This is a genomic window from Streptomyces sp. NPDC020958, assembly GCF_055562175.1.
On the sequence record NZ_JBVHFU010000008.1, the window covers coordinates 99,703 to 124,170 of the forward strand.

At 71.3% G+C, this 24,468-nt stretch carries 24 protein-coding genes; 14 read left to right on the forward strand and 10 right to left on the reverse strand.

What is annotated here, in order from left to right; genetic code table 11:
- Nucleotides 1-20 precede the first annotated feature (20 nt).
- The 3 genes from ACZ3KP_RS23510 to ACZ3KP_RS23520 form a co-directional block, all read right to left on the reverse strand.
- The gene (locus ACZ3KP_RS23510) at nt 21-485 is read right to left on the reverse strand and encodes a VOC family protein (RefSeq protein WP_467501609.1); all 465 of its coding nucleotides are present in this window, start codon (nt 483-485) and stop codon (nt 21-23) included.
- Between the two features lie 31 nt (nt 486-516).
- Nucleotides 517-1,419, reverse strand: coding sequence for an EamA family transporter RarD (rarD, locus tag ACZ3KP_RS23515; protein ID WP_467501745.1), 903 nt, complete (start codon nt 1,417-1,419; stop codon nt 517-519).
- Nucleotides 1,420-1,630: 211 nt separating this feature from the next.
- Nucleotides 1,631-2,485 (reverse strand): SDR family oxidoreductase, encoded by an 855-nt coding sequence (locus tag ACZ3KP_RS23520; RefSeq protein ID WP_467501610.1) that lies wholly within the window; start codon nt 2,483-2,485, stop codon nt 1,631-1,633.
- 92 nt (nt 2,486-2,577) lie between these two features.
- Here ACZ3KP_RS23520 and ACZ3KP_RS23525 point away from each other — a divergent pair, with 92 nt between their 5' ends.
- Nucleotides 2,578-2,946 carry a winged helix-turn-helix transcriptional regulator gene (locus tag ACZ3KP_RS23525; protein WP_467501611.1) on the forward strand — a complete coding sequence of 123 codons (369 nt, stop codon included), beginning with the start codon at nt 2,578-2,580 and terminating at the stop codon, nt 2,944-2,946.
- Nucleotides 2,947-3,007: 61 nt separating this feature from the next.
- Here ACZ3KP_RS23525 and ACZ3KP_RS23530 read toward each other — a convergent pair whose 3' ends face one another.
- The 5 genes from ACZ3KP_RS23530 to ACZ3KP_RS23550 form a co-directional block, all read right to left on the reverse strand.
- Nucleotides 3,008-4,069 (reverse strand): 2-oxoacid:ferredoxin oxidoreductase subunit beta, encoded by a 1,062-nt coding sequence (locus ACZ3KP_RS23530; protein ID WP_467501612.1) that lies wholly within the window; start codon nt 4,067-4,069, stop codon nt 3,008-3,010.
- The gene (locus tag ACZ3KP_RS23535; protein ID WP_467501613.1) at nt 4,062-6,002 is read right to left on the reverse strand and encodes a 2-oxoacid:acceptor oxidoreductase subunit alpha; all 1,941 of its coding nucleotides are present in this window, start codon (nt 6,000-6,002) and stop codon (nt 4,062-4,064) included. Before ACZ3KP_RS23535 ends, ACZ3KP_RS23530 begins: the two co-directional genes overlap by 8 nt.
- A 199-nt stretch (nt 6,003-6,201) precedes the next feature.
- Nucleotides 6,202-6,909 carry a LuxR C-terminal-related transcriptional regulator gene (locus ACZ3KP_RS23540; RefSeq protein ID WP_360562959.1) on the reverse strand — a complete coding sequence of 236 codons (708 nt, stop codon included), beginning with the start codon at nt 6,907-6,909 and terminating at the stop codon, nt 6,202-6,204.
- A gap of 165 nt (nt 6,910-7,074) precedes the next feature.
- Nucleotides 7,075-8,481 carry a sensor histidine kinase gene (locus ACZ3KP_RS23545; RefSeq protein WP_467501614.1) on the reverse strand — a complete coding sequence of 469 codons (1,407 nt, stop codon included), beginning with the start codon at nt 8,479-8,481 and terminating at the stop codon, nt 7,075-7,077.
- A 153-nt stretch (nt 8,482-8,634) separates the two neighbouring features.
- A complete protein-coding gene (locus ACZ3KP_RS23550; RefSeq protein ID WP_467501615.1) occupies nt 8,635-9,825 on the reverse strand; it encodes a sensor histidine kinase in 1,191 nt (396 codons plus the stop codon).
- Nucleotides 9,826-10,078: 253 nt separating this feature from the next.
- On the opposite strand from ACZ3KP_RS23550, the gene ACZ3KP_RS23555 reads away from it, so the two are divergent.
- The 11 genes from ACZ3KP_RS23555 (at nt 10,079) to htpX (ending at nt 21,361) form a co-directional block, all read left to right on the forward strand.
- Nucleotides 10,079-10,489 (forward strand): NADH-quinone oxidoreductase subunit A, encoded by a 411-nt coding sequence (locus tag ACZ3KP_RS23555; protein ID WP_467501616.1) that lies wholly within the window; start codon nt 10,079-10,081, stop codon nt 10,487-10,489.
- Nucleotides 10,480-11,133 carry an NADH-quinone oxidoreductase subunit B gene (locus tag ACZ3KP_RS23560; RefSeq protein WP_467501617.1) on the forward strand — a complete coding sequence of 218 codons (654 nt, stop codon included), beginning with the start codon at nt 10,480-10,482 and terminating at the stop codon, nt 11,131-11,133. The genes ACZ3KP_RS23555 and ACZ3KP_RS23560 overlap by 10 nt, the downstream gene beginning before the upstream one ends.
- The gene (locus ACZ3KP_RS23565) at nt 11,130-12,599 is read left to right on the forward strand and encodes an NADH-quinone oxidoreductase subunit C (protein WP_467501618.1); all 1,470 of its coding nucleotides are present in this window, start codon (nt 11,130-11,132) and stop codon (nt 12,597-12,599) included. The genes ACZ3KP_RS23560 and ACZ3KP_RS23565 overlap by 4 nt, the downstream gene beginning before the upstream one ends.
- Nucleotides 12,596-13,564, forward strand: a complete 969-nt coding sequence (locus ACZ3KP_RS23570; protein WP_467501619.1) for a complex I subunit 1/NuoH family protein — start codon at nt 12,596-12,598, stop codon at nt 13,562-13,564. Before ACZ3KP_RS23565 ends, ACZ3KP_RS23570 begins: the two co-directional genes overlap by 4 nt.
- Entirely contained in the window at nt 13,564-14,133 is a 570-nt protein-coding gene (locus ACZ3KP_RS23575; protein WP_467501620.1) for a NuoI/complex I 23 kDa subunit family protein, read from the forward strand. The genes ACZ3KP_RS23570 and ACZ3KP_RS23575 overlap by 1 nt, the downstream gene beginning before the upstream one ends.
- Nucleotides 14,130-14,771, forward strand: a complete 642-nt coding sequence (locus ACZ3KP_RS23580) for an NADH-quinone oxidoreductase subunit J family protein (protein ID WP_467501621.1) — start codon at nt 14,130-14,132, stop codon at nt 14,769-14,771. Before ACZ3KP_RS23575 ends, ACZ3KP_RS23580 begins: the two co-directional genes overlap by 4 nt.
- Nucleotides 14,771-15,157, forward strand: coding sequence for an NADH-quinone oxidoreductase subunit NuoK (nuoK, locus tag ACZ3KP_RS23585; RefSeq protein ID WP_132890244.1), 387 nt, complete (start codon nt 14,771-14,773; stop codon nt 15,155-15,157). Before ACZ3KP_RS23580 ends, nuoK begins: the two co-directional genes overlap by 1 nt.
- Nucleotides 15,154-17,148 (forward strand): NADH-quinone oxidoreductase subunit 5 family protein, encoded by a 1,995-nt coding sequence (locus ACZ3KP_RS23590; protein WP_467501622.1) that lies wholly within the window; start codon nt 15,154-15,156, stop codon nt 17,146-17,148. The genes nuoK and ACZ3KP_RS23590 overlap by 4 nt, the downstream gene beginning before the upstream one ends.
- A gap of 6 nt (nt 17,149-17,154) precedes the next feature.
- A complete protein-coding gene (locus tag ACZ3KP_RS23595) occupies nt 17,155-18,729 on the forward strand; it encodes a complex I subunit 4 family protein (protein WP_467501623.1) in 1,575 nt (524 codons plus the stop codon).
- The gene (locus ACZ3KP_RS23600; protein ID WP_467501624.1) at nt 18,726-20,249 is read left to right on the forward strand and encodes an NADH-quinone oxidoreductase subunit N; all 1,524 of its coding nucleotides are present in this window, start codon (nt 18,726-18,728) and stop codon (nt 20,247-20,249) included. The genes ACZ3KP_RS23595 and ACZ3KP_RS23600 overlap by 4 nt, the downstream gene beginning before the upstream one ends.
- A gap of 248 nt (nt 20,250-20,497) precedes the next feature.
- Nucleotides 20,498-21,361 carry a zinc metalloprotease HtpX gene (gene htpX, locus ACZ3KP_RS23605; RefSeq protein ID WP_358981292.1) on the forward strand — a complete coding sequence of 288 codons (864 nt, stop codon included), beginning with the start codon at nt 20,498-20,500 and terminating at the stop codon, nt 21,359-21,361.
- A 62-nt stretch (nt 21,362-21,423) separates the two neighbouring features.
- Here htpX and ACZ3KP_RS23610 read toward each other — a convergent pair whose 3' ends face one another.
- Complete coding sequence (locus ACZ3KP_RS23610) at nt 21,424-21,825, reverse strand: YccF domain-containing protein (protein WP_358981293.1); 402 nt, start codon at nt 21,823-21,825, stop codon at nt 21,424-21,426.
- A 185-nt stretch (nt 21,826-22,010) separates the two neighbouring features.
- On the opposite strand from ACZ3KP_RS23610, the gene ACZ3KP_RS23615 reads away from it, so the two are divergent.
- A complete protein-coding gene (locus ACZ3KP_RS23615; RefSeq protein WP_467501625.1) occupies nt 22,011-22,577 on the forward strand; it encodes an SMI1/KNR4 family protein in 567 nt (188 codons plus the stop codon).
- 50 nt (nt 22,578-22,627) lie between these two features.
- Here the strand turns inward: ACZ3KP_RS23615 and ACZ3KP_RS23620 are convergent, their stop codons facing one another.
- Complete coding sequence (locus tag ACZ3KP_RS23620; RefSeq protein WP_467501626.1) at nt 22,628-23,872, reverse strand: APC family permease; 1,245 nt, start codon at nt 23,870-23,872, stop codon at nt 22,628-22,630.
- 188 nt (nt 23,873-24,060) lie between these two features.
- On the opposite strand from ACZ3KP_RS23620, the gene ACZ3KP_RS23625 reads away from it, so the two are divergent.
- Entirely contained in the window at nt 24,061-24,327 is a 267-nt protein-coding gene (locus ACZ3KP_RS23625) for a GlsB/YeaQ/YmgE family stress response membrane protein (protein WP_132890236.1), read from the forward strand.
- The last annotated feature ends 141 nt before the right edge of the window (nt 24,328-24,468 follow it).

Consider the following 24,468-nt stretch of genomic DNA (forward strand, 5'->3'; position numbering starts at 1 on the left):
TCAGGCCCGGGGCGCTCGGGTCAGTGGACGCAGAACTCGTTGCCCTCCGGGTCGGCCATCACGGTCCACGCGCCGGCCGGCTCGGAGACGTGCCGCAGTACGGTCGCGCCCAGCGCCTCCAGCCGTGCCACCTCCTGCGACCGCCTCCCCTGCGCGGCGTGCAGATCGATGTGGAGCCGGTTCTTGCCGGACTTCGTCTCCGGCACCCGCTGGAAGAGCAGGCGCCGCCCCAGGCCGGTCCCGCGCTGCTCGTCGTACGGGTCGTCCGGGTGCCGTACGGCGATGAGGTCGCGGAAGGCCGGGCGCCCGTGGTGCTCCACGGCGGCCGCGCCGGGCAGCGCGCCCAGCTCGAGGAGGTGTGCGACGAGCGCGCTGTTGTCCTCGGTCACGTAGTGCAGCGCGGCGGCCCAGAAGTCGGCCTGCGCGTGCGGGTCGCGGGCGTCGACGACGAGCTTCCAGTGCAGGGGTGTGGGCGTCTGCGTCATGCCGCTCACTTATAGCCGACAGCCGTGGGGCTCACACCGGAGTCGCGGGAGTCTCCGCCGGCGGTGCGGTGGGTCGTGGTACGGAGGCCGCGGCGAGAGCGCGGGCGGCCTGGCGGGCGGTGCGCAGCGCGTCCCAGGTGAGCAGGGAGAGGGCGAGCCAGACCAGGGCGAAGCCGGCCCAGCGCGCCGCGGGCATGGCCTCGTGGAAGTAGAGGATGCCGCAGAGGAACTGGAAGACCGGCGCCAGGTACTGGAGCAGGCCCAGCGTGGAGAGCGGGACGCGGATCGCGGCGGCGCCGAAGCAGACCAGCGGGACGGCGGTGACGATGCCGGTGGAGGCGAGCAGGGCCGCGTGCCCGGTGCCGTCGTTCAGGAAGCTGGACTCGCCGTGGCCGGCCAGCCACAGCAGATAGCCGAGCGCGGGCAGGAACTGGATGGCGGTCTCCGCCGCGAGTGACTCGACGCCGCCGAGGTTGACCTTCTTCTTGACCAGACCGTAGGTCGCGAAGGAGAAGGCGAGGACGAGGGAGATCCACGGCGGTTGTCCGTAGCCGACGGTCAGGACGGCGACCGCGGCGAAGCCGACGCCCACGGCCGCCCACTGCGCGGGCCGCAGCCGTTCCTTCAGCAGCAGCACGCCCATGGCGATGGTGACCAGGGGGTTGATGAAGTAGCCCAGGGAGGCCTCGACGACGTGGCCGGCGTTCACGGCCCAGATGTAGACGCCCCAGTTGACGGTGATCACGGCAGCGGCCACCGCCACCAGGGCCAGCCGACGCGGCTGCCGCAGCAGTTGGCCGGCCCAGGCCCAGCGCCGTACGAACGCCAGGGCGGCGGCGACGAAGGCCAGGGACCACACCATCCGGTGGGCGAGGATCTCCACCGATCCGGCGGGCTTCAGCAGCGGCCAGAACAGGGGGACCAGGCCCCACATCCCGTAGGCCGCGATGCCGTTCAGCAGTCCCGCCCGCTGTTCGCCCTTCGATTCACCCCTGGATGTCTCGACGCCCTCCGATATCCCGGCCACCGGTCCTCCTCGTCCCCTGGTTCAGCACACCTGGACGAAGGTAACGCCGGGCACCCCGGTCTGTCATGGCCGTATCGGCATACGGTCATGACAGACCGGGGTGGCGTCGCGGGGCGGATCAACCCTTGAGCGCGGCGGCGAGGGTCTCCGCGAGCGGGGTGGTCGGGCGGCCGGCCAGCCGGGAGAGGTCGCCGGAGTCGACGACCAGCTCGCCCTTGGCGATCGACTCGTCGACGTCGACCAGGATCCCCGCGAAGAACTCGGGCACGCCGGCGCCGGTGAGGATGGACTGGAGCACCTCGCCGGGCACGGAGTTGTAGACGATCTCCTTGCCGGTCTGCTCGGCGATCAGGGCCGCGTACTCGGCGAAGCTCCAGGCGGCGTCGCCGCCCAGCTCGTACGTCTGGTTCTCGTGGCCCTCGCCGGTCAGCACGGCGGCCGCGGCCGCCGCGTAGTCCGCGCGGGAGGCCGAGGAGACCCGGCCCTCACCGGCGGCCGCGACGACGGCGTTGTGCTCCAGGACCGGGGCGAGGTTCTCGGTGTAGTTCTCGTGGTACCAGCCGTTGCGCAGCAGGGTGTACGGCAGGCCGGAGGCGAGCAGCGCCTTCTCGGTGGCCCGGTGGTCGTCCACCAGGCGGGCCTTCAGGCTGCCCGGGGCGCTGGTGTACGCGAGCAGGGCCACGCCGGCCGCCTTGGCGGCGTCGATGACGACCTGGTGCTGGGCCGGGCGGCCCTTGTCGAACTCGTTGCCGGAGATCAGCAGCACCTTGTCGCCGGCGGCGAACAGGCCGTCGAAGGTCTCCGGGGCGTTGTAGTCCGCGACAGCGATCTTCACGCCCTTGGCGGCGAAGTCGGCGGCCTTGGCCTCGTCGCGCACGACGGCGGTGATCTGCTCGGCCGGGACCTTCTCCAGCAGCTGGTTCACGACGTGGCGGCCGAGCTGTCCGGTGGCTCCGGTGACAACGATGCTCATGGTGTGCCATCTCCTTGTGGGGTTCCGTTGTCACTAACCCTAGGGCGTGCGCTAACCAAAAGAAAGTACCCACTTTGAAGTAAGGTACTTGCATGACCGTAAGTCCCCGTGTCCGCGAGGCGATGTGCCCTCACCGGCTGGTCCTGGAGCATGTCACCAGCCGCTGGGGCGTCCTGGTCCTCATCGAACTCCTCGACCGCCCGCACCGCTTCAGCGAGCTGCGCCGTGCGATCGGCCAGGTCAGCGAGAAGATGCTCACCCAGACCCTCCAGACGCTGGAACGCGACGGCCTCGTCCACCGGGACGCGCACCCCGTGATCCCGCCCCGCGTCGACTACTCCCTCACCGACCTCGGCCGCGAGGCGGCCCGGCAGGTACGGGACCTGGCCCTGTGGACCGAGCGCCGGATGGCTGACGTGGAACGCGCGCGCGAGGCCTACGACGAGGCGAAGAAGGCCTGAGCCTGCAACGCGCCGCGGGGTCCGGACGCGCCGTCCGGACCCCGCTCGCAGCCGGTCGGGATCAGCCGACGACCGTCCAGGTGTCGCCGCCGGCCAGCAGCGCCGCGAGGTCGCCCTTGCCGTGCTGCTCGACCGCGGTGTCCAACTGCTCGGACATCTGAACGTCGTAGACCGGCCGCGTCACCGAGCGGAAGACGCCGACGGGCGTGTTGTGCAGGGTGTCGGGGTCGGCCAGCCGGGACAGCGCGAAGGCCGTGGTGGGGGACGGGGAGTGGGCGTCGTGGACGAGGATCTCTGACTCGTTGTCCGCGGTCACGTCGACCACCTTCAGGTCGCCGGTGATCCGGTCCCGTACGACCCCGCGCCCGCCGTCCGCGCCGAAGCGGACGGGACGGCCGTGCTCCAGCCGGATCACCGCCTCCTCGGCCGACTGCTTGTCCTTGAGGGCGTCGAAGGCGCCGTCGTTGAAGATGTTGCAGTTCTGGTAGATCTCGATCAGGGCCGTGCCCGGGTGGGCGGCGGCCGCCCGCAGCACCTCGGTCAGGTGCTTGCGGTCGGAGTCGATGGTGCGGGCGACGAAGGACGCCTCGGCGCCGATCGCCAGCGACACCGGGTTGAACGGGGCGTCCAGCGAACCCATCGGTGTCGACTTGGTGACCTTGCCGACCTCGGAGGTGGGGGAGTACTGGCCCTTCGTCAACCCGTAGATGCGGTTGTTGAAGAGGAGGATCTTCAGGTTGACGTTGCGGCGCAGCGCGTGGATGAGGTGGTTGCCGCCGATGGACAGGGCATCACCGTCACCGGTGACCACCCACACCGACAGGTCCCGCCGGCTGGTGGCGAGTCCGGTGGCGATCGCCGGGGCCCGGCCGTGGATGGAGTGCATCCCGTAGGTGTTCATGTAGTACGGGAACCGGGAGGAGCAGCCGATCCCGGAGACGAAGACGATGTTCTCCCGCGCCAGCCCCAGCTCCGGCATGAAGCCCTGCACGGCCGCCAGGATCGCGTAGTCACCGCAGCCCGGGCACCAGCGCACCTCCTGGTCGGACTTGAAGTCCTTCATGGACTGTCTGGCCTCGGCCTTGGGCACGAGCTGGAGCAGTCCGTCGGTGACGTCAGTCATGGATGGCCTCCTTGAGCGCCGCGGCGAGCTGCTCGGCCTTGAACGGCATGCCGTTGACCTGGTTGTACGAGTGCGCGTCCACCAGGTATCTCGCCCGGATGAGGGTGGCGAGCTGGCCGAGGTTCATCTCGGGGATCACCACCTTGTCGTAGGCCTCCAGCACGGTGGCGAGATTCTTCGGGAACGGGTTCAGGTGCCGCAGGTGCGCCTGCGCGATCGGCTCACCGGCCGTCCGCAGCCGTCGTACCGCGGCCGTGATCGGTCCGTACGTCGAACCCCAGCCCAGCACCAGCGTGCGCGCGCCGTCCGGGTCGTCGACCTCGATGTCGGGGACCGTGATGCCGTCGATCTTGGCCTGCCGGGTGCGGACCATGAAGTCGTGGTTGGCCGGGTCGTAGGAGATGTTGCCGGTGCCGTCCTGCTTCTCGATGCCGCCGATACGGTGTTCGAGACCGGGCGTGCCGGGGACGGCCCAGGGGCGGGCGAGGGTCTGGGGGTCGCGCTTGTACGGCCAGAAGACCTCGGTGCCGTCGTCCAGGGTGTGGTTGGGTCCGCTCGCGAACCGCACCCGCAGATCGGGCAGCTCGGTCAGTTCCGGGATCCGCCAGGGCTCGCTGCCGTTGGCCAGGTAGCCGTCCGACAGGAGCATCACGGGCGTGCGGTACGTCAGCGCGATCCGGGCCGCCTCCAGCGCCGCGTCGAAGCAGTCGGCGGGGGTGCGCGGGGCGATCACCGGGACCGGCGCCTCGCCGTTGCGGCCGTACATCGCCTGGAGCAGGTCCGCCTGCTCGGTCTTGGTCGGCAGCCCGGTGGACGGCCCGCCGCGCTGGATGTCGACGACCAGCAGCGGCAGCTCCAGGGAGACCGCGAGCCCGACCGTCTCCGCCTTCAGCGCCACCCCGGGACCGGACGTCGTCGTCACCGCGAGCGAACCGCCGAAGGCCGCCCCCAGCGCCGCGCCGATACCGGCGATCTCGTCCTCGGCCTGGAAGGTCCGCACGCCGAAGTTCTTGTGCTTGGACAGCTCGTGCAGGATGTCGGAGGCCGGGGTGATCGGGTACGACCCGAGGAACAGCGGCAGCTCCGCCTGCCTGCTCGCCGTGACCAGGCCGTAGGCCAGGGCCAGGTTCCCGGAGATGTTCCGGTAGGTGCCGACCGGGAACGCGGTCGTCGCCGGCGCGATCTCGTAGGAGACCGCGAAGTCCTCCGTCGTCTCGCCGAAGTTCCAGCCCGCGCGGAAGGCCGCCAGGTTGGCGTTCATCACCTCGGGCTTGCGGGCGAACTTCTGCTTGAGGAACTTCTCCGTGCCCTCGGTCGGCCGGTGGTACATCCATGACAAGAGGCCGAGCGCGAACATGTTCTTGCTGCGCTCGGCCTCTTTGCGGGTGAGGTCGAATTCCTTCAGTGCCTCCACTGTCAGCGTGGTCAGCGGCACCGGATGGAGGCTGTAACCGTCCAGTGAGCCGTCATCCAGGGGCGAGGTGTCGTAGCCGACCTTCTGCATCGCCCGTTTGGTGAACTCGTCCGTGTTGACGATGATCTCCGCGCCCCGCGGCAGATCGCCGATGTTGGCCTTCAGCGCGGCCGGGTTCATCGCGACCAGCACGTTCGGCGCGTCACCCGGGGTGAGGATGTCGTGGTCGGCGAAGTGCAACTGGAAGGACGACACCCCGGGCAGCGTGCCTGCCGGGGCCCGGATCTCGGCCGGGAAGTTGGGGAGGGTCGAAAGGTCGTTGCCGAAGGACGCCGTCTCCGACGTGAACCGGTCGCCGGTGAGCTGCATACCGTCGCCCGAGTCCCCCGCGAACCGGATGATCACCCGGTCCAGGCGCCGGACGGACTTCACGCCGCCCGGCCTGCGCTGCTCTCCGACGACGGTCCCGTCGGCGGTTCCATCGGCCTGTTCCATTGTCCTGCTGACCTGGCTGGTCACTGAACTGGACCTCCTTCGAGGCGGCTGCCGGGGCCTGGCCGTCCCACGGACCATCCCACCTTCAACCCTACGTCGGTTAGGGTCGCCTTCCCGTGCCTGATCGCATGCTGGACGGCACTTCGAGACGACCTTTCGCCCTGACTTGTCACGATTTTCCCTCCCCCTGGCTGCCTTCCGGCGCCGACACGGTGTCCGCCCGTCAGGAGTTCAGATAGGTCAGAACGGCCAGAACACGCCGGTGGTCACCGTCGCTCTGGGAGAGGCCGAGCTTGAGGAAGATGTTGCTGACATGCTTCTCGACGGCTCCGTCGCTGACGACCAGCTGCCGCGCGATCGCCGAGTTCGTCCGTCCCTCGGCCATCAGCCCCAGCACCTCCCGCTCCCGCGGGGTCAGCCCGGTCAGCACGTCCTGCTTCCGGCTGCGCCCGAGCAACTGCGCCACCACCTCCGGGTCGAGCGCCGTACCCCCGTCGGCGACCCGCACCACCGCGTCGACGAACTCCCGCACCTCCGCCACCCGGTCCTTCAGGAGGTATCCCACGCCCCGGCTGGACCCGGCCAGCAGTTCGGTGGCGTAGCGCTCCTCGACGTACTGCGACAGCACCAGCACCCCGAGCCCGGGATGAGCCTTGCGCAGCTGTACGGCGGCCCGCACCCCCTCGTCGGTGTGCGTCGGCGGCATCCGGACGTCCGCCACGACGACGTCCGGCAGCGCGCCCTGCGCGTCCAGCTCGGCGATGGTCTTGACCAGTGCCTCCGCGTCTCCGACGCCGGCGACGACGTCATGCCCCCGGTCGGTCAACAGCCGGGTCAGCCCCTCCCTGAGCAGCACGGAATCCTCGGCGATGACCACCCGCACCCTGTCCTCCACGATCTCGCGGCCCCCCACACCCCGTCCGGCGTACATGCCTGCCCTGTCCGAAAGTCCAGCATTCCAGCATTCGGATCGCCGTGCCTGCGGGTAGGGGCGGACGCGAGCCAAAATCGAGTGTCGGCGACGCAGGCCTGAGGGGGCCGATCCCCAGGAGCACGGGGACGCCGAGGGGAGGGGCGGCGGGGCGGAGCCGCGCCCTCAGCGCCGCCAGGGCAGCTCGGCCGTCACCCGGGTGGGCCCGCCCGCCGGAGAGTCCACCACCAGGATCCCGTCGACGGCGTCCAGCCGCTCGGCCAGCCCGGCCAGCCCCGATCCCCCGGTCGGGTCCGCACCCCCCACCCCGTCGTCCACGACCTGCAGCATCAACCGGTCCTCGCTGCGCCACACATCCACGGTCGCCCCACTCGCGCGCGCGTGCTTGCTGACGTTCTGCAGCAGCTCGGACACCGTGAAGTAGGCGATCCCCTCGATGGCCGCCGCAGGCCGCTCCACCAGGTCGACCTCCACCCGCACCGGCACCGTGCAGCGCGAGGCGACCGCGGACAGCGCCGCGTCCAGCCCCCGGTCGGTCAGCACCGCCGGATGAATCCCACGGGCCAGATCCCGCAGCTCCTGCAACGCGGTCTTCACCTCACCGTGCGCCTCGTCCACCATCCGCGCCGCGGCCTGCGGATCCTCCCGCACCTTCTCCTTCGCCAGCCCCAGATCCATGGCCAGCGCCACCAGCCGCGCCTGCGCCCCGTCGTGCAGATCCCGCTCGATCCGCCGCAGGTCGGCGGCGGCCGTGTCGACGACCACCCCCCGGTCCGACTCCAGCTCCACCACCCGCGAAGCCAGCTTCGACGGCCCCAGCAGCCCGTGCACCATCACCCGGTCCACCATCGTCAGCGCCCGTACGATCCACGGAGTGGCCAGCGTGAACAGCAGCCCCACCAGCACCGTCACGGTGATCTCGAACGGGTTGTCCACGTAGACGCTGTGATGCGCGTCGCCGTACAGCTGGATCCCGCCCTGCCCGGCGTACACCGGGAACACCCAGAACCACAGCGGATACGTCAACAGGGCCCAGCCGTACACCCAGAGGTTGAGCGCGACGACGAACGAGAACATCGACCAGGGGAACTGCAGCACCGCGTACAGCAGATGACGCCAGGACGTGCCGCTCTTCAGCACCGCGCCCGTCCAGGCGAAGAACCCCGGCTTGCGCATCCGCAACGGCTCCGGGTCCGCCACCTCCAGTCTCAGCAGCCCACGCGCGCGTGCCCGCTCCAGCGCCCCGAGACCCCGGCACCCGGCGAGGGCCACCGCCAGCAGCGGGATGCCGATGAAGGTCACCAGCAGCCCGACACCGAGGGACAGCATCGTCACGGTCCACACGAACAGCGCGACACCGACCGGAAGGCCCGACAGCACGTAGCCGAACTCACGCAGGCTGCGCGCCTCGAACGGCGCCCGCAGCACGGCGGGCACCCGGCGCCGACGCTCCTCGTAGGGCTCGTAGGGCTCGTAGGGCTCGTAGGGCTCGTAGGGCTCGTACGGCCCGTGGCCGTGGCCGTACTCGCGCTCCTGCCCGTACCCGTGTCCCTGTCCGTACTCCGTGGCCATCGCCGCCGTCCCGTCCTGTCCCAGTCGCCTCGGCCCTGTCCCGCCGTACCTCCACCCTGCTGCGCCGCGGGCGCACGGACCATGGAGTCCGTCGGCGTCTTGGACCGGGGGTTTTCCCCACCCCCGGTCCGCTCCGTGACCGGCCCGTCCGCACTACGACCGGTCGCGCCAGGGCAGCTCGGCGGTGACCGTCGTGGGGCCGCCGTCCGGCGACACGACGACGAACAGGCCGTCGACCGCGCCCAGCCGGTCCGCGAGCCCCCGCATCCCGGAGCCACGGTCCAGGCTCGCCCCGCCCCGCCCGTCGTCCCGTACCTGGATCAGCAACCGGTCGTCGGTGCGCCACACGTCGACCGAGGCGCTGCGCGCCCCACTGTGCTTGCTGATGTTCTGCAGCAGCTCGGAGACGGTGAAGTAGGCGATGCCCTCGATCGCGGGCGCCGGTCTGGCCGGCAGATCGGCGGTCACCTGCACCGGCACCGTGCACCGCGAGGCGACCGAGGACAGCGCCGCGTCCAGCCCCCGGTCGGTCAGCACCGCCGGGTGGATGCCCCGGGCCAGGTCCCGGAGCTCCTGGAGAGCCAGCTTCACCTCGCCGTGCGCCTCCTCGACCATCGCGGCGGCCGCGTCCGGATCCTCCAGCAGCTTCTCCTTCGCCAGGCCGAGCCCCATCGCCAGGTTGACCAGCCGGGCCTGCGCGCCGTCGTGCAGATCCCGCTCGATCCGCCGCAGATCGGCGGCCGCCGCGTCCACGACCACCCCCCGGTCGGACTCCAGTTCGGCGATCCGGCGTTCCAGTTCGTCGGACGGCGACAGCAGGCCGCGGACCATCGCCCGGTCCACGTTCGCCAACCCGCGCGCGATGAAAGGCAGCACCGGCCACAGCACGAACAGCGAGGTCAGCGTCACAGCGAAGGTGAGCACGCCCCAGGGCAGCCGGATGAAGTCGTACAACAGCGTCCGCCAGCCCACCGGGTCCTTGAGCGTCATCCAGAGCCGCTGCGAGCCCGCGCCGCGTTTCCCCCACGGCAACGGCGTCGGCTCCTCGACCCGCACCCCCAGCAGCGCACGCGCGCGTGCGCGCTCCAGCTTCCCCAGCTGCCGGGCGCCCAGCAGGGTGGCGGCGAGCAGTGGGATGCCGATCACCGTGATCGTCAGGATGCCGCTCGCCCACAGCGTCGTCATCACGTAGACGAAGCCGAACAGCGACATCGGCAGGTTCAGCAGAAGGTGCGCGATCTCCTTCCAGGTGTGACCGTCGAAGGCGAAGCGCACGGGCGGCAGCCGCTCAGGGGCCTCTCCGCCGTCGACGGAGCTGAGGGATCGGGGCACGGGTGCGGTCATACGCGCCAGCGTGCCGTGTGCCGTCACCCCGCGCCATGGAGTTCGCCGCCCCGGTCACCCTGGGGAAAACCCCACCAGTGGCCCCACGCAACGGGTCCCACGGTGCGACGGGGCTGCTTACCGTCCCTTTATCAGGGCCTAGACTCCCGTGCGTACAGATCGTCGAATCAGGAGTTGACCGAGGTCACGCACCGAGGTCGGGACAACGGGCCGGACCGGGTCCGCTGTCTGTCGAGGGAGTGAGGGGCGGACGATGCGGGAGACGGTGGGTGGTGAGCCGACCGTGGCCGTCGCGGCGGGCTACTTCGCGTCCTACTCGGTCGTGGGGTTGCTGACAGTCGTCGGCGTGCTCTTCGTCGCGGTCGCCTTCGGGGCCGGCCGGCTGCTGCGCCCGGTGGTCCCCACCCCCGAGAAACTCCTCACCTACGAGTGCGGCGTCGACCCCGTCGGCGAGGGCTGGGCCCACACCCAGATCCGCTACTACGTCTACGCCTTCCTCTACGTCATCTTCGCCGTCGACTCGATCTTCCTGTTCCCCTGGGCGACGGTCTTCGCCGCCCCCGGCTACGGCGTGGCCACGCTCGTGGAGATGTTCATCTTCCTCGGCTTCCTCACCGTCGGCCTGCTGTACGCATACAAGAAGGGCGTCCTGACATGGACGTGACTCCGGAGCCCGTCCTGCTGCCGGAACCCGCTGTTCCCCCCGCGGAAGGCAGAGGGAAACTGGGCGCGCTCGCCCGCCTCGCCCCCGAGCCCATGAAGGTCGTCCTCAACTGGGGCCGCCGCTATTCGCTCTGGGTCTTCAACTTCGGCCTCGCCTGCTGCGCGATCGAGTTCATCGCCGCGTCGATGGCCCGCCACGACTTCATCCGCCTCGGCGTGATCCCCTTCGCGCCGGGCCCCCGCCAGGCCGACCTGATGGTGGTCTCGGGTACGGTCACGGACAAGATGGCCCCGGCGGTCAAGCGCCTGTACGAGCAGATGCCCGAGCCGAAGTACGTCATCTCCTTCGGCGCCTGCTCGAACTGCGGCGGCCCCTACTGGGACTCCTACTCCGTCACCAAGGGCGTCGACCAGATCATCCCGGTCGACGTCTACGTCCCGGGCTGCCCGCCCCGCCCCGAGGCCCTCCTCCAGGGCATCCTGAAACTCCAGGAGAAGATCGCGGCCGAGTCCCTCCGCGACCGTTACGGCACCCAGCGCCCCTCCGCCGCGGCCCTCCAGAGCGGCCTGGTGCACCCGCCCGCCCCGGGGACGGAGACGGAGACGGAGACGGAGACGAGGATGGGGGAGGGGGACACCCGATGACCCCCACGACCGGCTGGCTGCCGGTACCCGTCGAGGAACTCTTCGGCCCGGACGCGACGGCCGAGGAGTCCTACGGGGTCCTCACGGTCGACGTTCCGCCGTCCTCCTGGCCGGCCGCCCTGGAAGTCGCCCGTACGACCCTCTCCTGCACCTACTTCGACTGGCTGAGCGCGGTCGACGAACCCGGCACCGGATTCCGCGTCTGTGCCCATGTCGTCGCCCTCGCCCCGGCGCGCCGTCTCCTGCTGCGCACGACCGTGCCGCACGCCGACCCGGAACTCCCGTCCGCCGTCGGCGTCTACGCGGGCGCCCGCTGGCACGAACGCGAGACCCACGAGATGTTCGGCGTCCGCTTCACCGGCCACCCCGGCCTCGACCACCTCCTCCTCCCGGAAACCTTCGAAGGCCACCCCCTCCGCAAGGACTTCGTCCTGGCCGCCCGGGTCGCCAAGGCCTGGCCCGGTGCCAAGGAACCGGGCGAGTCCGACCACGGCGGCCCCAAGCGCCGCCAGATGCTCCCCCCGGGCGTCCCCGACCCCAACGAGTGGGGCCCTCTGAAGGGCCAGCTCCCACCCGCCCCCGCGCGCCCGGCCCGAACCGCCGGCACCCGCCCGCCCGCCGCGGCCGGCGACCGCCCGGTACGACGCGCACGCACGGCGGCCGGGGGCTCGGCGAGCCTGCCGACCGAGCCACCCACGGGGACGGGCGCGGCCGGGCAGGCGACGGGGACGGGCGTGGCCAGGCAGGCCACGGCGGCAGGGCCGACGCCGTCCGAACCCCGGCCGGCGACCACTCCACGCCGCTCGCGCACGGCGAGCGCCGGGTCCGCTTCCCAGCGGGCCGCGGGGGAGGCGGAGACGGCTGTGGAGCAGACCTCTGCGGAGGAGACCTCCGGGGTGCAGGCGTCCCCGGAGCAGTCCTCCGTGGAGGAGACCGCTCCGGCGCCCGAGCGGTCGGCGGCTCCCCGGGGACCGCGCCGAGCGCGTACCGCCTCGGGCGGTTCCGCTTCGCAGCGCGCGCAGGAGTCGGCCCCGTCGACGGAACCGGCCGCCCCGCCCTGCCCCGCGCGCAGCGCGGACGCGCCATGGCATCACGCCCGTCCGGCCTTCGACGAACCGGAACCCGCCGGGCGGCGCGCGACGCCGACCGAGCCGTCGGGGCCGTCGGGGCCGCAGGTGGGTCGACCCGGCGCCGAGGAGGGTCCCCTCTCCGAGGGCGCGGCACCTGAGGAGTCGGGCACCGCAGCCCCGGCCTCGGACGTCCCCGCAGCCGGCTCCCCTCCGGCCCCTGAAGCTCCCACCCCCGAGAAGGCCGCCCCCGAGAAACCCGCCCCCGAGAAACCCGCCCCCGAGAAGGCCGCCCCTGACCCCGCCGGTCAGGACCCCGCCGGTCGCGACCAGGCCGCCCCCGACCACGCCGGTCCCGAACAACCGCCCCGAGACGACCGCCCAGGAGGCTCGCAGTGAACGGCGCTCTGGACGTCGCCCTGCGACTTGTCGTCGTGTTCGTCGTCTTCCTCACCTTCCCCCTGATCGTCGGTCAGACCGAGCACAAGGTGATGGCCCACATGCAGGGCCGCCTCGGACCGATGTACGCCGGCGGCTTCCACGGCTGGGCCCAGCTGATCGCCGACGGTGTGAAGTTCGCGCAGAAGGAGGACGTGGTCCCGGCGGGTGCGGACCGCCGTGTCTTCCAACTGGCGCCGGCGGTGGCCCTCCTCCCGTACCTGCTCGTGCTGCTGGCCATCCCGATCGGGCCCGGCGAGGGCGCCGTCGGTCAGGTCCTGGACGCCGGTGTGTTCTTCGTGCTGGCTGTCATGGGCGTCGGCGTCCTCGGCTCGCTCATGGCCGGCTGGGCCAGCGCCAACAAGTTCTCCCTTCTTGGCGGCCTGCGTACCGCCGCTCAGCTTCTCGCCTACGAACTCCCGATGCTGCTCGCCGCCGCCTCCGTGGCGATGGCGGCCGGCACGGTCTCCCTGCCGGGCATCCTCGGCGCCTTCCACTGGTGGTGGCTGCCCTGGCAGATCACCGGCGGGCTGGTGTTCTTCGTCGCCGGCCTCGCGGAGCTCCAGCGGCCCCCGTTCGACATGCCCGTAGCCGATTCGGAGATCATCTTCGGTGCCTACACCGAGTACACCGGCCTGCGCTTCGCCCTCTTCCTGCTCGCCGAGTACGCCGGGATCGTCGTCCTGTGCGGTCTGACCACCGTCCTCTTCCTGGGCGGCTGGCACGGTCCGTGGGGCGCCGACGGTCTGGGCTGGCTGTGGACCCTGCTGAAGACGGCACTCCTGGCCTTCGTCGTGATCTGGCTCCGTGTCACCTACCCCCGCCTGCGCGAGGACCAGTTGCAGAAGTTCTCCTGGACCCTCCTCGTCCCCCTTTCCCTCGCCCAGATCGCCCTCACGGGCATCGTCAAGGTGGTGATCTCCTGATGGCCCCCGTTCCTGGCTCCGGCCTCGCCAAGGGTCTGGCCGTCACCCTGCGCACGATGACCCGCAAGTCGGTCACCGAGCAGTACCCGGACGCGCTTCCCGACCTGCCGCCCCGCACCCGGGGTGTCATCGGCCTGTTCGAGGAGAACTGCACGGTCTGCATGCTCTGCGCCCGTGAGTGCCCCGACTGGTGCATCTACATCGACTCCCACAAGGAGACCGTCCCTCCGGCGGCCCCCGGCGGCCGTGAACGCAGCCGCAACGTCCTGGACCGCTTCGCCATCGACTTCTCCCTGTGCATGTACTGCGGTATCTGCATCGAGGTCTGTCCTTTCGACGCCCTGTTCTGGTCCCCGGAGTTCGAGTACGCGGAGACCGACATCCACGAGCTCACCCACGAGCGGGACAAGCTCCGCGCATGGATGTGGACGGTCCCCGCCCCGCCCGCCCTCGACGCCGGTGCGGAGGAACCGAAGGAGATCGCCGCCGCCCGCAAGACCGCCGAGAAGCTCGCCGCCGCGCAGGCGCAGGCCGCTCGCGACCCCGAGCCGGGGGAAGGGGAGTCATGACCGCCCTCACCCAGACACCGCACGGCTTCCTGTCCCCGACCGGCGTGGAGGTGGCCTTCCTGCTCGTCGGCCTGGTCACCTTCGGCGCCGCGCTCGTCACGGTCACCACCCGCCAGCTGGTGCACGCGGCCCTGTGGCTGGTGGTCGCCCTCGGTGGTCTCGCCATCGAATACCTGCTGCTCACCGCCGAGTTCATCGCCTGGGTGCAGGTCCTCATCTACGTGGGTTCCGTCGTCGTCCTCCTTCTGTTCGGTCTGATGCTCACCAAGGCCCCCATCGGCCGGTCCCCGGACGCCGACTCGGGGAACCGCTGGTTCGCGCTGGCCGTCGCCGTGGCCGCGGCCGCCGCCCTGGTCTGGGTGGTCGTGGACGCCTTCCGCACCACCTGGATCGACCTGGGCGGCGCCGCAGCCGGCTCGACGAAGGTCACCGGCGCGAGCCTGTTCCAGAACTGGGTCCTGCCCTTCGAGGCCCTCTCCGTCCTCCTCCTCGCGGCCCTGGTCGGGGCGATCGTCCTGTCCCGCAAGGCGAAGACGGATCCGTCCCCGCCCCCTGTGAACGGACGGGTCGTCACGCAGAGTTCCCCTCCGGTCACGGATTCCGGGATTCACCCGATCGAGCAGGAAGGCGCCCGCTGATGCACCTCGCCTATCCCGCCGTTCTCTCCGCTCTTCTCTTCTGCACCGGCCTGTACGGCGTCCTCGCACGCCGCAACGCGATCCTGGTCCTGATGTCGGTCGAGCTGATGCTCAACGCCGTCAACCTCAACCTCGTCGCCTTCGACGTCTGGCTGAGCAAGGCGGCCCGCGACACCCTGCACTCCGGCCAGGCCCTGACGCTGTTCACCATCGCCATCGCCGCCGCCGAGATCGGCATCGGCCTGGCGATCGTCCTCGCCGTCCACCGCAACCGCGGCACCTCCGACATCGACCGGCTCCGCGACACCGCCGAGGGCCATGAGGAAGGCACGGCCGGCCCGCCCACGGACGGGACGGCCGACGAGAAGGCTGAGGCCACCGCGTGACCACGACCACCCTCGCCGTCCTCGTCCCCCTCCTGCCGTTCCTCGGCGCGGTGGCCGGTCTGCTCCTCGGGCGCACGGGCCCCGGGTTCGTCCGCCCGCTCGCGGTGCTGCCGACGCTCGCCGCGCTCGCCCTCGCCTGCGCGGTCGCCTGGGACCAGGGCGGCGGCCGCGCCCTCGAGGCGCACACGCAGCTCACCCCGACCGGCTCGGTGCCGATCGAACTCGCCCTGGACGTCGACGGCTTCGCAGCCCTCGTCGCCGTCCTGGTCGCCTTCGTCGCCACCTGCGTGCAGATCTACTCGACCGGCTACCTGCGCGACGACCCGCGCTACCCGTCGTACGCCGCCCTCGTCTCCCTCTTCACCGCCGCGATGCTGCTGGTCGTCTACTCCGGCGACCTGATCGTGCTGCTGGTCGGCTGGGAAGTCATGGGCATCTGCTCCTACTTCCTCGTCGGCCACTACTGGGAGACCCCCGAGGCACGCGCCGCCTCCCTCAAGGCCTTCCTGGTCACCAAGCTCGGTGACGTGCCGTTCCTGATCGGCCTGTTCGCGCTGGCCACCGATGCCGGGTCGTTCCGCATCACCACGATCCTCACCACCGTCGCGGACGGCGGCCTGCACCACCCGACCCTCGTCGGCCTGCTCCTCCTGTGCGGTGTGGCGGGCAAGTCGGCGCAGTTCCCGCTGCACACCTGGCTCCCGGACGCCATGGCCGGTCCGACCCCCGTCTCCGCGCTGATCCACGCCGCGACCATGGTCGCCGCCGGTGTCTACTTCGTCGCCCGGCTCCTTCCGGTCTTCGAGGCCAGTGCGGCCGTGATGGTCGTCCTCGCCGTGATGAGCGCCGTCACGATGACCGGTTCGGCCCTCGCCGCCCTCGCCCAGGACGACATCAAACGCGTCCTCGCCTACTCGACGATCGGTCAGCTCGGCTACATGACGGGCGCCCTCGCCGTCGGCGACCGCGGTGCCGCCGTCTTCCACCTGCTGTCCCACGGTGCCTTCAAAGCGCTCCTGTTCCTCGCGGCCGGTGTGATCATCCACGCCGCCGGCACCAACTCGCTCGCCGTCATGTCCCGTACCTCCGGACTGCGCGAACGAGTCCCGGACGCCTACTGGACGATGACCGTGGCGCTGCTCGCGCTCGCCGCGATCCCGCCCTTCAGCGGCTTCTTCTCCAAGGAGTCGGTCCTCGGCGCCGCCGAGCACGCGACGACCGGTCGCGCCGAGCACGTCCCCGGCAGCGCCGGCTGGATCGTCCTCGTCGCCGGTCTGGTCACCGCGCTGCTGACCGCCGCCTACGCCACCCGGCTGTGGCTGCTGGCCTTCCGGGGCCGAGGGACCGAGGCCCCGGACCACGGCAGGCAGCCGCTGTCGATGACGGTGGTGCTGTGGGTGCTGGCCGTCCCGTCCCTGGCCTTCGGCGGGTTCGCCTACCGCTCGCTGCCCGGCTGGTTCGACGGCCGTACCCTCACCCCGACCCTCGCCACCTCGGTCCTCGGCACCGGCCTCGCGCTGGCCGGCGGCCTCGTCACCTACGGCGCCTGGCAGCGCACCCGGACGTCGGCGGCCCGGGTCCCGCTGGGCGCCGTCGCCGCGCACCCGGAGGGCGACGCCGGGCAGGTCGAGGCCGAGGCCATCGCCGCCCACGCTCCGGCGTTCGGCGACGTGGCCTACGCACCCGACCCGGCCGACCCCGGCCGGGTCCTGCTCGGCCCCCTGCACCGGCACGCGGCCGAGGGCTTCCACCTGGACGCCCTGTACGGCGTCCTGTTCGTCCGCCCGGTCCTGGCCGCCGCGAGCCTCGTCCAGTTCCTCGACCGCGAGGTCGTCGACACCTACGTCCGTGGGGCGGGTGCTCTGCCCCGCCTGCTCGGCGCCGCCGTGCGGCGCGCACAGACCGGCAACGTCCAGACCTATGTGAGCGCGCTGCTCGCCGGCACCGTCGTCCTGGCGGTCGCCGTCCTCCTCGTCGCCACGGGAGCGTGAGCAGGCGTGATCGATATCAGTGAATCCGTGATGCAGATCCTTCTGGCATTGATCGTCGTCGGCCCGCTCCTGGGCGCCGTCGCCGCCCTGCTGCCCGCTCCTCCCGGGCTGAAGGGGAAGTCACCCGAGCAGGCCGTGCTCCGGCACGGCGTGACCGTCACCGGTGCCGTCCTCATCGCCACGATCGTCCTCGCCCTCGGCTTCGACCAGGACCACCCGTCGAGGATGCAGGCCACGACCGACATCAGCTGGATCCCCGCACTCGACGTGCGCATCCACCTCGGCATCGACGGCATCTCCCTCCCCCTCGTGGTCCTGACCGCGCTGCTGACCTTCCTGTGCGCGCTCTACTCGTACTTCAACCCGCCCGCGGGCCCGTCCCCGAAGGCCTTCGTCGCGCTGCTGCTCGTCCTGGAGTCCGGCACCCTCGCCACCTTCGCCGTCCTCGACCTGCTGCTGTTCTTCCTCGCGTTCGAGACCGTGCTCGTCCCGATGTACTTCCTCATCGCCCGCTGGGGCGGCGAGGGGCGGACCCGGGCCGCCTGGAAGTTCATCCTCTTCACCCTGCTCGGCTCCGTCGTCATGCTGCTCGGCCTGCTCCTGATCGGAATCAAGGCGGGCACGTTCGACATGGTGGCACTCGCCACTGACAACGGCCGGTCACTGACCACGTCCGTGCAGGTCGTCGCCGTTCTGGCGATCGGGCTCGGACTCGCGGTGAAGACCCCGATGTGGCCCCTGCACAGCTGGCTGCCGGACGCTCACACCGCCGCGCCGACCGTCGGCTCGGTGATGCTGGCCGGCGTCCTGCTGAAGATGGGCACGTACGGGTTCGTCCGGATCCTGCTGCCGGTCGCGCCGGACGGCTTCCGCACCTTCGCGCCCTACCTCGCCGCCTTCGCCGTCGTCGGGATCATCTACGGGTCCCTGGCCTGCCTGAACCTGGCCAAACGGGGCGTGCGGGGCGACCTCAAACGACTGATCGCCTACTCCTCCGTCGGCCACATGGGCTTCGTCCTGCTCGGCATCGCCACCATGACCCCGACCGGCGTCAACGGCGCCCTGTTCGCCAACATCGCCCACGGCCTCATCACCGGCCTGCTGTTCTTCCTGGTCGGCGGCCTCAAGGACCGTACCGGCACCACCGACCTCGACACCCTCTCCGCGGACACCGGCGCCGCGCTGTACGGCAGGGCGCCGCGCCTCGGGGGGCTGCTGGCGTTCGCCGCCGTCGCCTCGCTCGGACTGCCCGGACTCGCCGGGTTCTGGGGCGAGATGCTCGCTCTGTTCGGCGCGTTCGAACCCGCCGCCGGCCTGAGCCGCCCGGCCTTCCTCACCTTCATGGCGATCGCCGCCTTCGGCACCCTGCTGACCGCCGCGTACATGTTGGCCGTGGTCCGCCGCGTCTGCATGGGCGCCACACCACGGGACCTGCCGGAACTCGCCGACGTCCGCACGTACGAGTTCGCTGCCTGGACCCCGCTCGTCGCCCTCACCGTCGTCGCCGGAATGTGGCCCAGGGCCCTGCTCGGCCTGACCGACCCGGCCGTCCAGCAGCTCCTCGCAGGAGGCACCCGATGAGCGCCCTGGCCCAGCCCCTGGCCGCGAACCTCGTCCAGTCCGTCGACTGGCTCGCCATCGCCCCGCCGACCCTCACCGCGGTCGTCGGACTCGCGGTCCTGGTCGCCGACCTGTTCGTGCCCGAGACCAGGAAACCGCTCCTCGGATGGGTGTCGGTCGCCGGACTCGCCGCGGCCGCCGCCCTGCTGCTCCCTCTCCTGGACCACGACCGCAGCACCTTCTGCGTGACCGGCCCCGCGCACGCGTGCAGCTACACCGCCGACCGGTTCACCCTGGTCGTGCAGTTCCTGGTCCTCGGCGGCGCCCTGCTCACGGCGCTGCTGTCCCTCACCACCCTGAAGGACGGCAGGAGCCGCTACCCCCAGGGCGAGTTCTGGTTCCTGCTGCTCTCCTCGGCCGCCGGTGCCGCCCTGCTGCCCGCCGCACGCGACCTCGCCACCCTCGTCGTCGCCCTGGAGGTCGCCTCCCTGCCCGCCTTCGCCCTCGTCGGCATCCGCCACCGCGACAGACGGTCCTCCGAGGCGGCCCTCAAGTTCTTCCTGTCCTCGGTGACCGCCACCGCCGTCAGCCTCCTGGGCATCAGCTTCGTGTACGCCACGACCGGCACCCTCTACCTCACCCAGGTCGCCGAACGCGTCCAGCACGTCGACGGACAACTCCACACCCTCGCCCAGGCAGGTGTCGTCCTCACCCTCGTGGGCTTCGCCTTCAAGACGGCCGCGGTCCCCTTCCACTTCTGGGTGCCCGACACCTACGTCGGCGCCCCCCTCCCGATCGCCGCCTACCTGTCGGTCGTCGGCAAGGCCGTCGGTTTCTCCGGCCTGATCCTGGTCACCGTCGTCGCCTTCCCGTCGTACGCCGACATCTGGGGACCCGCGCTCGCCGTCCTGGCCGCCCTCACCATGACCGCGGGCAACGCGGCGGCCCTGCGCCAGCAGGCCACGCGCGCGTACAGCGCGGTACGACTGCTCGCCTGGTCCTCGGTGGGCCAGGCGGGCTACCTGCTGGTGCCGATCGCCGCCGCCGGATACACCGCCGACCCACGGAAGGCCGTGGGTTCCACCATCGCCTACGCCCTCATGTACGCGGCCGTGAACCTCGGCGCCTTCGCGGTGGCCGCCCTGGTCGGCCGCACCCGGCAGCTGAACCGCCTCTCCGACTACCGCGGCCTGTACGCCAGGAACCCGCTCACCGCGCTGCTCCTGGCGTTCTTCCTGCTGTGCCTGGCCGGACTCCCGCCCGGCGTCATCGGACTGTTCGCGAAAGTCACCGTCTTCTCGACGGCCGTGGACGCGGGCCTCGGCTGGCTGGCCGTCATCATGGCCGTCAACGTTGTGATCGCCCTCTTCTACTACCTCCAGTGGGCGGCCCTGCTGTTCCGCGCCCCCGAGGGCGAACCGGCCAGGCACCCCCTCCCGGGCCCTCTCACCGCCGCGCTCGCCCTCACCGGCGCCCTCGGCATCGCACTGTCCGGAGCGCCGCAGCTGGTGCTGCGCTTCGCCGCCACAGGTCTGTTCTGACGTCCTGCGCGCGGGCGGCACCGTGCCCGCACGCGCGCGTGAGTCCGCGTCCCCGGGCCTCCGGGCGTCCTCACCCGGACGGCTCACACGGTGCACAGCGGGCACAAGGGAACTAGTGGCCACCGCCTGGCGTTGACCAGTTCGGGAATGTCCACTGGACGTGACACCACGACACCAGTGGCATCGCAGACCGGAAGGCAGCAGCGCAGGCAAAGGGTTCCCCTGCCGCACGACTTGGAGGGCGTACCGTGCACCGCCGGCACAACGGGCTAAGGACCGCAGTTCTCCTCGGGGGACTGTCGGCACTCATCATCGTCATCGGCAGTTTCTTCGGCCGGACGGGTCTGATCGTCGCGGTCCTCGTCGCCCTCGGCACGAACGCGTACGCGTACTGGAACAGCGACAAACTGGCGCTACGCGCGATGCGCGCCCGCCCGGTGAGCGAGTTCGAGGCCCCGGCCCTGTACCGGATGGTGCGCGAGCTCTCCACCCAGGCACGCCAGCCCATGCCCCGCCTGTACATCTCGCCCACCGAGGCGCCCAACGCCTTCGCCACCGGCCGCAACCCGCGCAACGCCGCCGTGTGCTGCACGGAGGGCATCATGCGCATCCTCGACGAGCGCGAACTGCGCGGGGTCATCGGCCATGAGCTCAGCCACGTCTACAACCGCGACATCCTCATCTCGTCGGTGGCCGGCGCACTCGCCTCCGTGATCATGTTCCTGGTCAACTTCGCCTGGCTGATCCCGGTCGGCCGTTCGGACGACGACGACGGCCCGGGTTTCCTCGGCCTGCTGCTGATCATGATCCTGGGTCCGCTCGCCGCCTCCCTCATCCAGCTCGCCATCAGCCGCTCCCGGGAGTACGAGGCGGACGCCTCCGGAGCCCAGCTCACCGGCGACCCGCTCGCCCTGGCCGGCGCGTTGCGCAAGCTGGAGGCAGGTACCAAGCAGCTTCCGCTGCCCCCGGAGCCCCGCATCGAGACCGCGAGCCACATGATGATCGCGAACCCCTTCCGGCCGGGCGAGGGACTGTCCAAGATGTTCTCGACGCACCCGCCCATGGCGGAACGGATCGCCCGCCTGGAGAAGATGGCGGGGCGCCCCCAGTAAGGACCGTCCTGAAGTCCGGCTGCCGGGACGTTGTTTCACACCCCGGTGCCCGTGGCGGACGATCAGCGTCCTGCGAATCCCTGGTCCGTGGGTACCACCTCGCGCCCCAGCGGCATGAGCGAGATCGGGATGAGCTTCAGGTTGGCCCACCCGAACGGGATGCCGATGATCGACAGGAACAGCGGGATGCTCGTGATCAGGTGTGCCAGGGCCAGCCACCACCCCGCGAAGATCACCCAGATCACGTTGCCGATGAAGGACCCGGCGCCGGCGTCGGGCCGTTCCACGGTCGTCCGCCCGAACGGCCACAGGACGTAACCGGCGATACGCAGGGACGCGACGCCGAACGGGATGGTGATGATCAGGACGAAGCAGATCAGCGCTGCGATCAGGTAACCGAGGGCCATCCAGAAGCCGCAGAAGACGAGCCACAGGATGTTGAGCAGCAGGTTGAACACCTTCATGGTCGTTACCCTCTCCAGGTCACTCCGTCGGCATGCCTGCTGCCACAAGTATCAGCCGGTCAGGCGTCCGGACGAAAGTGCCGCATCCTTGTAGCGTGATCGGGAACGTTCCGGGACGAGGAGCGTCGGCGGAACGTCGTCCACAGCCCGGCCCCCTTGTCAGTGCCGCGCTGCATCATGAAGCCATGACGGAGATCGAGCAGTTGCTGACACGGGTGACCGCGAAGGCCCGTAACTCCCCTCCGTGGGGCTGGCCTTCACTGCCCGCGCCCGTCGACGCGGCCACGCTCGACCGCGCGCGGGAAGCCCTGGGCTTCCCCCTGCCACCCCTCCTCGCCGCGCTCTACCGACGGGTGGGGGACGGCGGCTTCGGCCCCTCCTACGGCCTGCTGCCCCTGCTGGACGCCGCACCCTCCGGTGAACCGGCCGCCGTCGCCCAGTACCTCACGAACCGTGAAAGCGGCCGCAAGGACCCGCAGTGGCCCTGGCCCGAGGGCGTGCTGCCGATATCCCACTGGGGCTGCGGCATGTACGCGTGCGTGGACTGCAGCACCCCGCAGGCCACCGTCCTGCTCTACGAACCGAACGCCGACGACGCGGACGGCGCCTGGTTCGTGGACGCGCCCACCCTCACCGACTGGCTGCACGTCTGGCTGGCCGGTACGGGCTGGTACGAGGAGACCGACGCAGGCACCGAACTCGCCCCCTGGCCCGACTTCCGCAGGCGCACCGCCCCGGAACAGTCCACCTGACAGCCCCGGCGACCAGCGGAGACCCGGTTCCCCCGACCGGAGCCACCGGCCTACCCGCCCGCCGCCCACCGTCGTGCGGCGTACGCCACCGCGCCCACCGCCAGTACCGCCGCCCCCGCCCCCACCGCTCCCGGCGGCAGCGCGAACGCGAGGATCGCGCAGCCCAGCAGACCCACCACCGGGACCACACGGGCGCGCGGGGCCGGGTCCAGCGTCCATGCCGAGGCGTTGGCCACCGCGTAGTACGCCAGCACACCGAAGGAGGAGAAACCGATGGCGTCCCGGACATCCGCTGTCGCCGCCACCACGGCCACCACCGCGCCGACGGCCAGTTCCGCGCGGTGCGGGACCTGGAAGCGCGGATGCACGACGGCCAGCGCAGGAGGCAGATGGCCGTCGCGGGCCATGGCGAGCGTCGTACGCGACACCCCCAGGATCAGGGCGAGCAGCGAGCCGAGCGCGGCCACCGCGGCCCCCACCCGCACCACCGGCACCAAGGCCGGCGCCCCGGCTGCCCGCACCGCGTCGGCCAGCGGCGCGGCCGCCCGTCCGAGTCCTTCCGCGCCCAGCACCGAGAGCGTCGCCACCGCCACGCACGCGTACACGACCAGGGCGATCCCCAGGGCCAGCGGAATCGCGCGCGGGATGGTGCGGGCCGGGTCGCGCACCTCTTCACCGAGAGTCGCGATCCGCGCGTACCCGGCGAACGCGAAGAACAGCAGACCGGCGCCCTGAAGGACCCCGCCCAGGCCCGACGACAGGCCGAGGTCCAGGTGTCCGGCGTCCGCCTGGCCGGACGAGAGACAGGTGACCACCACGGCGGCCAGGACCGCCAGCACCACCGCCACGATCACCCGTGTCAGCCACGCCGACTTCTGGATGCCGCCGTAGTTCACGGCGGTCAGCGCCACCACGGCCGCCACCGCCACGGCATGCGCCTGGCCGGGCCAGACGTACCCGCCGACGGTGAGGGCCATCGCCGCGCAGGACGCCGTCTTCCCGACGACGAACGCCCAGCCCGCGAGGTACCCCCAGAAGGCGCCGAGCCGCTCCCTGCCGTAGACGTAGGTGCCGCCGGACTGGGGGTAGCGGGCGGCGAGGCGGGCCGAGGACATGGCGTTGCAGTAGGCGACCAGAGCAGCCACGGCCAGCCCCGGCAGCAGCCCGGACCCGGCCGCGCGGGCCGCCGGACCCAGCGCCGAGAACACACCGGCCCCGATCATCGAGCCGAGTCCGACGACCACCGCGTCACGCACGCCCAGCGTGCGCCGCAAAGCCGCAGGCGAGGAAGTCATGCGCCGCACCCTACTGATCGCCGCAACCGCCTGGCATCGCTCAAGCGTCCTGGTCATCGACAGAGCACGAACAGTCGCGCGACGGACACCCGCGGACGGCTCGCACAGCCTGTCCGGCACAGTCGGCCGGGACGGAGATCACAGGGTCGGGACAGTGCGAACACAGTGCGGAAGGGCAGGTTCAGGGCATGGGCATCATCAGTTGGATCATCCTGGGACTGTTGGCCGGCGCCATCGCCAAGTTCCTGCTGCCGGGTCGCGATCCCGGCGGCTTCATCGGCACGACCCTCATCGGCATCGTGGGTGCGTTCCTGGGCGGCTGGATCTCGGCCCGGTGGCTGGACCACCCCTTCACCAAGGACTTCTACGACGGCACGACCTGGCTGGCGGCGATCGGCGGCTCGCTGGTGCTGTTGATCGCCTATCGACTCCTGTTCGGGAACTCGCGCGACTGAGTGCGGTGATCCCCGACGGCGTGGGGGAGGGGGGGGGGCCCCCGGCCCCCCCCCCCCCCCCCCCCCCCGCCGGGGGGGGGGGGCGCGAGGTTGACGACTGAGTGGGGGAGGGGGAGTGCCTGCGCCAGCGGGGGCCGGGGA

Bases quoted from the DNA above. Each gene is read 5' to 3' on its own strand.
- ACZ3KP_RS23510 (WP_467501609.1), bottom strand. From the start codon at position 485: ATGACGCAGACGCCCACACCCCTGCACTGGAAGCTCGTCGTCGACGCC.
- ACZ3KP_RS23540 (WP_360562959.1), bottom strand. From the start codon at position 6,909: ATGTACGCCGGACGGGGTGTGGGGGGCCGCGAGATCGTGGAGGACAGG.
- ACZ3KP_RS23565 (WP_467501618.1), top strand. From the start codon at position 11,130: ATGACCCCCACGACCGGCTGGCTGCCGGTACCCGTCGAGGAACTCTTC.
- ACZ3KP_RS23575 (WP_467501620.1), top strand. From the start codon at position 13,564: ATGGCCCCCGTTCCTGGCTCCGGCCTCGCCAAGGGTCTGGCCGTCACC.
- ACZ3KP_RS23560 (WP_467501617.1), top strand. From the start codon at position 10,480: ATGGACGTGACTCCGGAGCCCGTCCTGCTGCCGGAACCCGCTGTTCCC.
- ACZ3KP_RS23550 (WP_467501615.1), bottom strand. From the start codon at position 9,825: ATGACCGCACCCGTGCCCCGATCCCTCAGCTCCGTCGACGGCGGAGAG.
- ACZ3KP_RS23555 (WP_467501616.1), top strand. From the start codon at position 10,079: ATGCGGGAGACGGTGGGTGGTGAGCCGACCGTGGCCGTCGCGGCGGGC.
- ACZ3KP_RS23625 (WP_132890236.1), top strand. From the start codon at position 24,061: ATGGGCATCATCAGTTGGATCATCCTGGGACTGTTGGCCGGCGCCATC.
- ACZ3KP_RS23530 (WP_467501612.1), bottom strand. From the start codon at position 4,069: ATGACTGACGTCACCGACGGACTGCTCCAGCTCGTGCCCAAGGCCGAG.
- ACZ3KP_RS23600 (WP_467501624.1), top strand. From the start codon at position 18,726: ATGAGCGCCCTGGCCCAGCCCCTGGCCGCGAACCTCGTCCAGTCCGTC.
- ACZ3KP_RS23620 (WP_467501626.1), bottom strand. From the start codon at position 23,872: ATGACTTCCTCGCCTGCGGCTTTGCGGCGCACGCTGGGCGTGCGTGAC.
- ACZ3KP_RS23525 (WP_467501611.1), top strand. From the start codon at position 2,578: ATGACCGTAAGTCCCCGTGTCCGCGAGGCGATGTGCCCTCACCGGCTG.
- ACZ3KP_RS23520 (WP_467501610.1), bottom strand. From the start codon at position 2,485: ATGAGCATCGTTGTCACCGGAGCCACCGGACAGCTCGGCCGCCACGTC.
- nuoK (WP_132890244.1), top strand. From the start codon at position 14,771: ATGCACCTCGCCTATCCCGCCGTTCTCTCCGCTCTTCTCTTCTGCACC.
- ACZ3KP_RS23580 (WP_467501621.1), top strand. From the start codon at position 14,130: ATGACCGCCCTCACCCAGACACCGCACGGCTTCCTGTCCCCGACCGGC.
- ACZ3KP_RS23615 (WP_467501625.1), top strand. From the start codon at position 22,011: ATGACGGAGATCGAGCAGTTGCTGACACGGGTGACCGCGAAGGCCCGT.
- ACZ3KP_RS23610 (WP_358981293.1), bottom strand. From the start codon at position 21,825: ATGAAGGTGTTCAACCTGCTGCTCAACATCCTGTGGCTCGTCTTCTGC.
- rarD (WP_467501745.1), bottom strand. From the start codon at position 1,419: ATGTGGGGCCTGGTCCCCCTGTTCTGGCCGCTGCTGAAGCCCGCCGGA.
- ACZ3KP_RS23545 (WP_467501614.1), bottom strand. From the start codon at position 8,481: ATGGCCACGGAGTACGGACAGGGACACGGGTACGGGCAGGAGCGCGAG.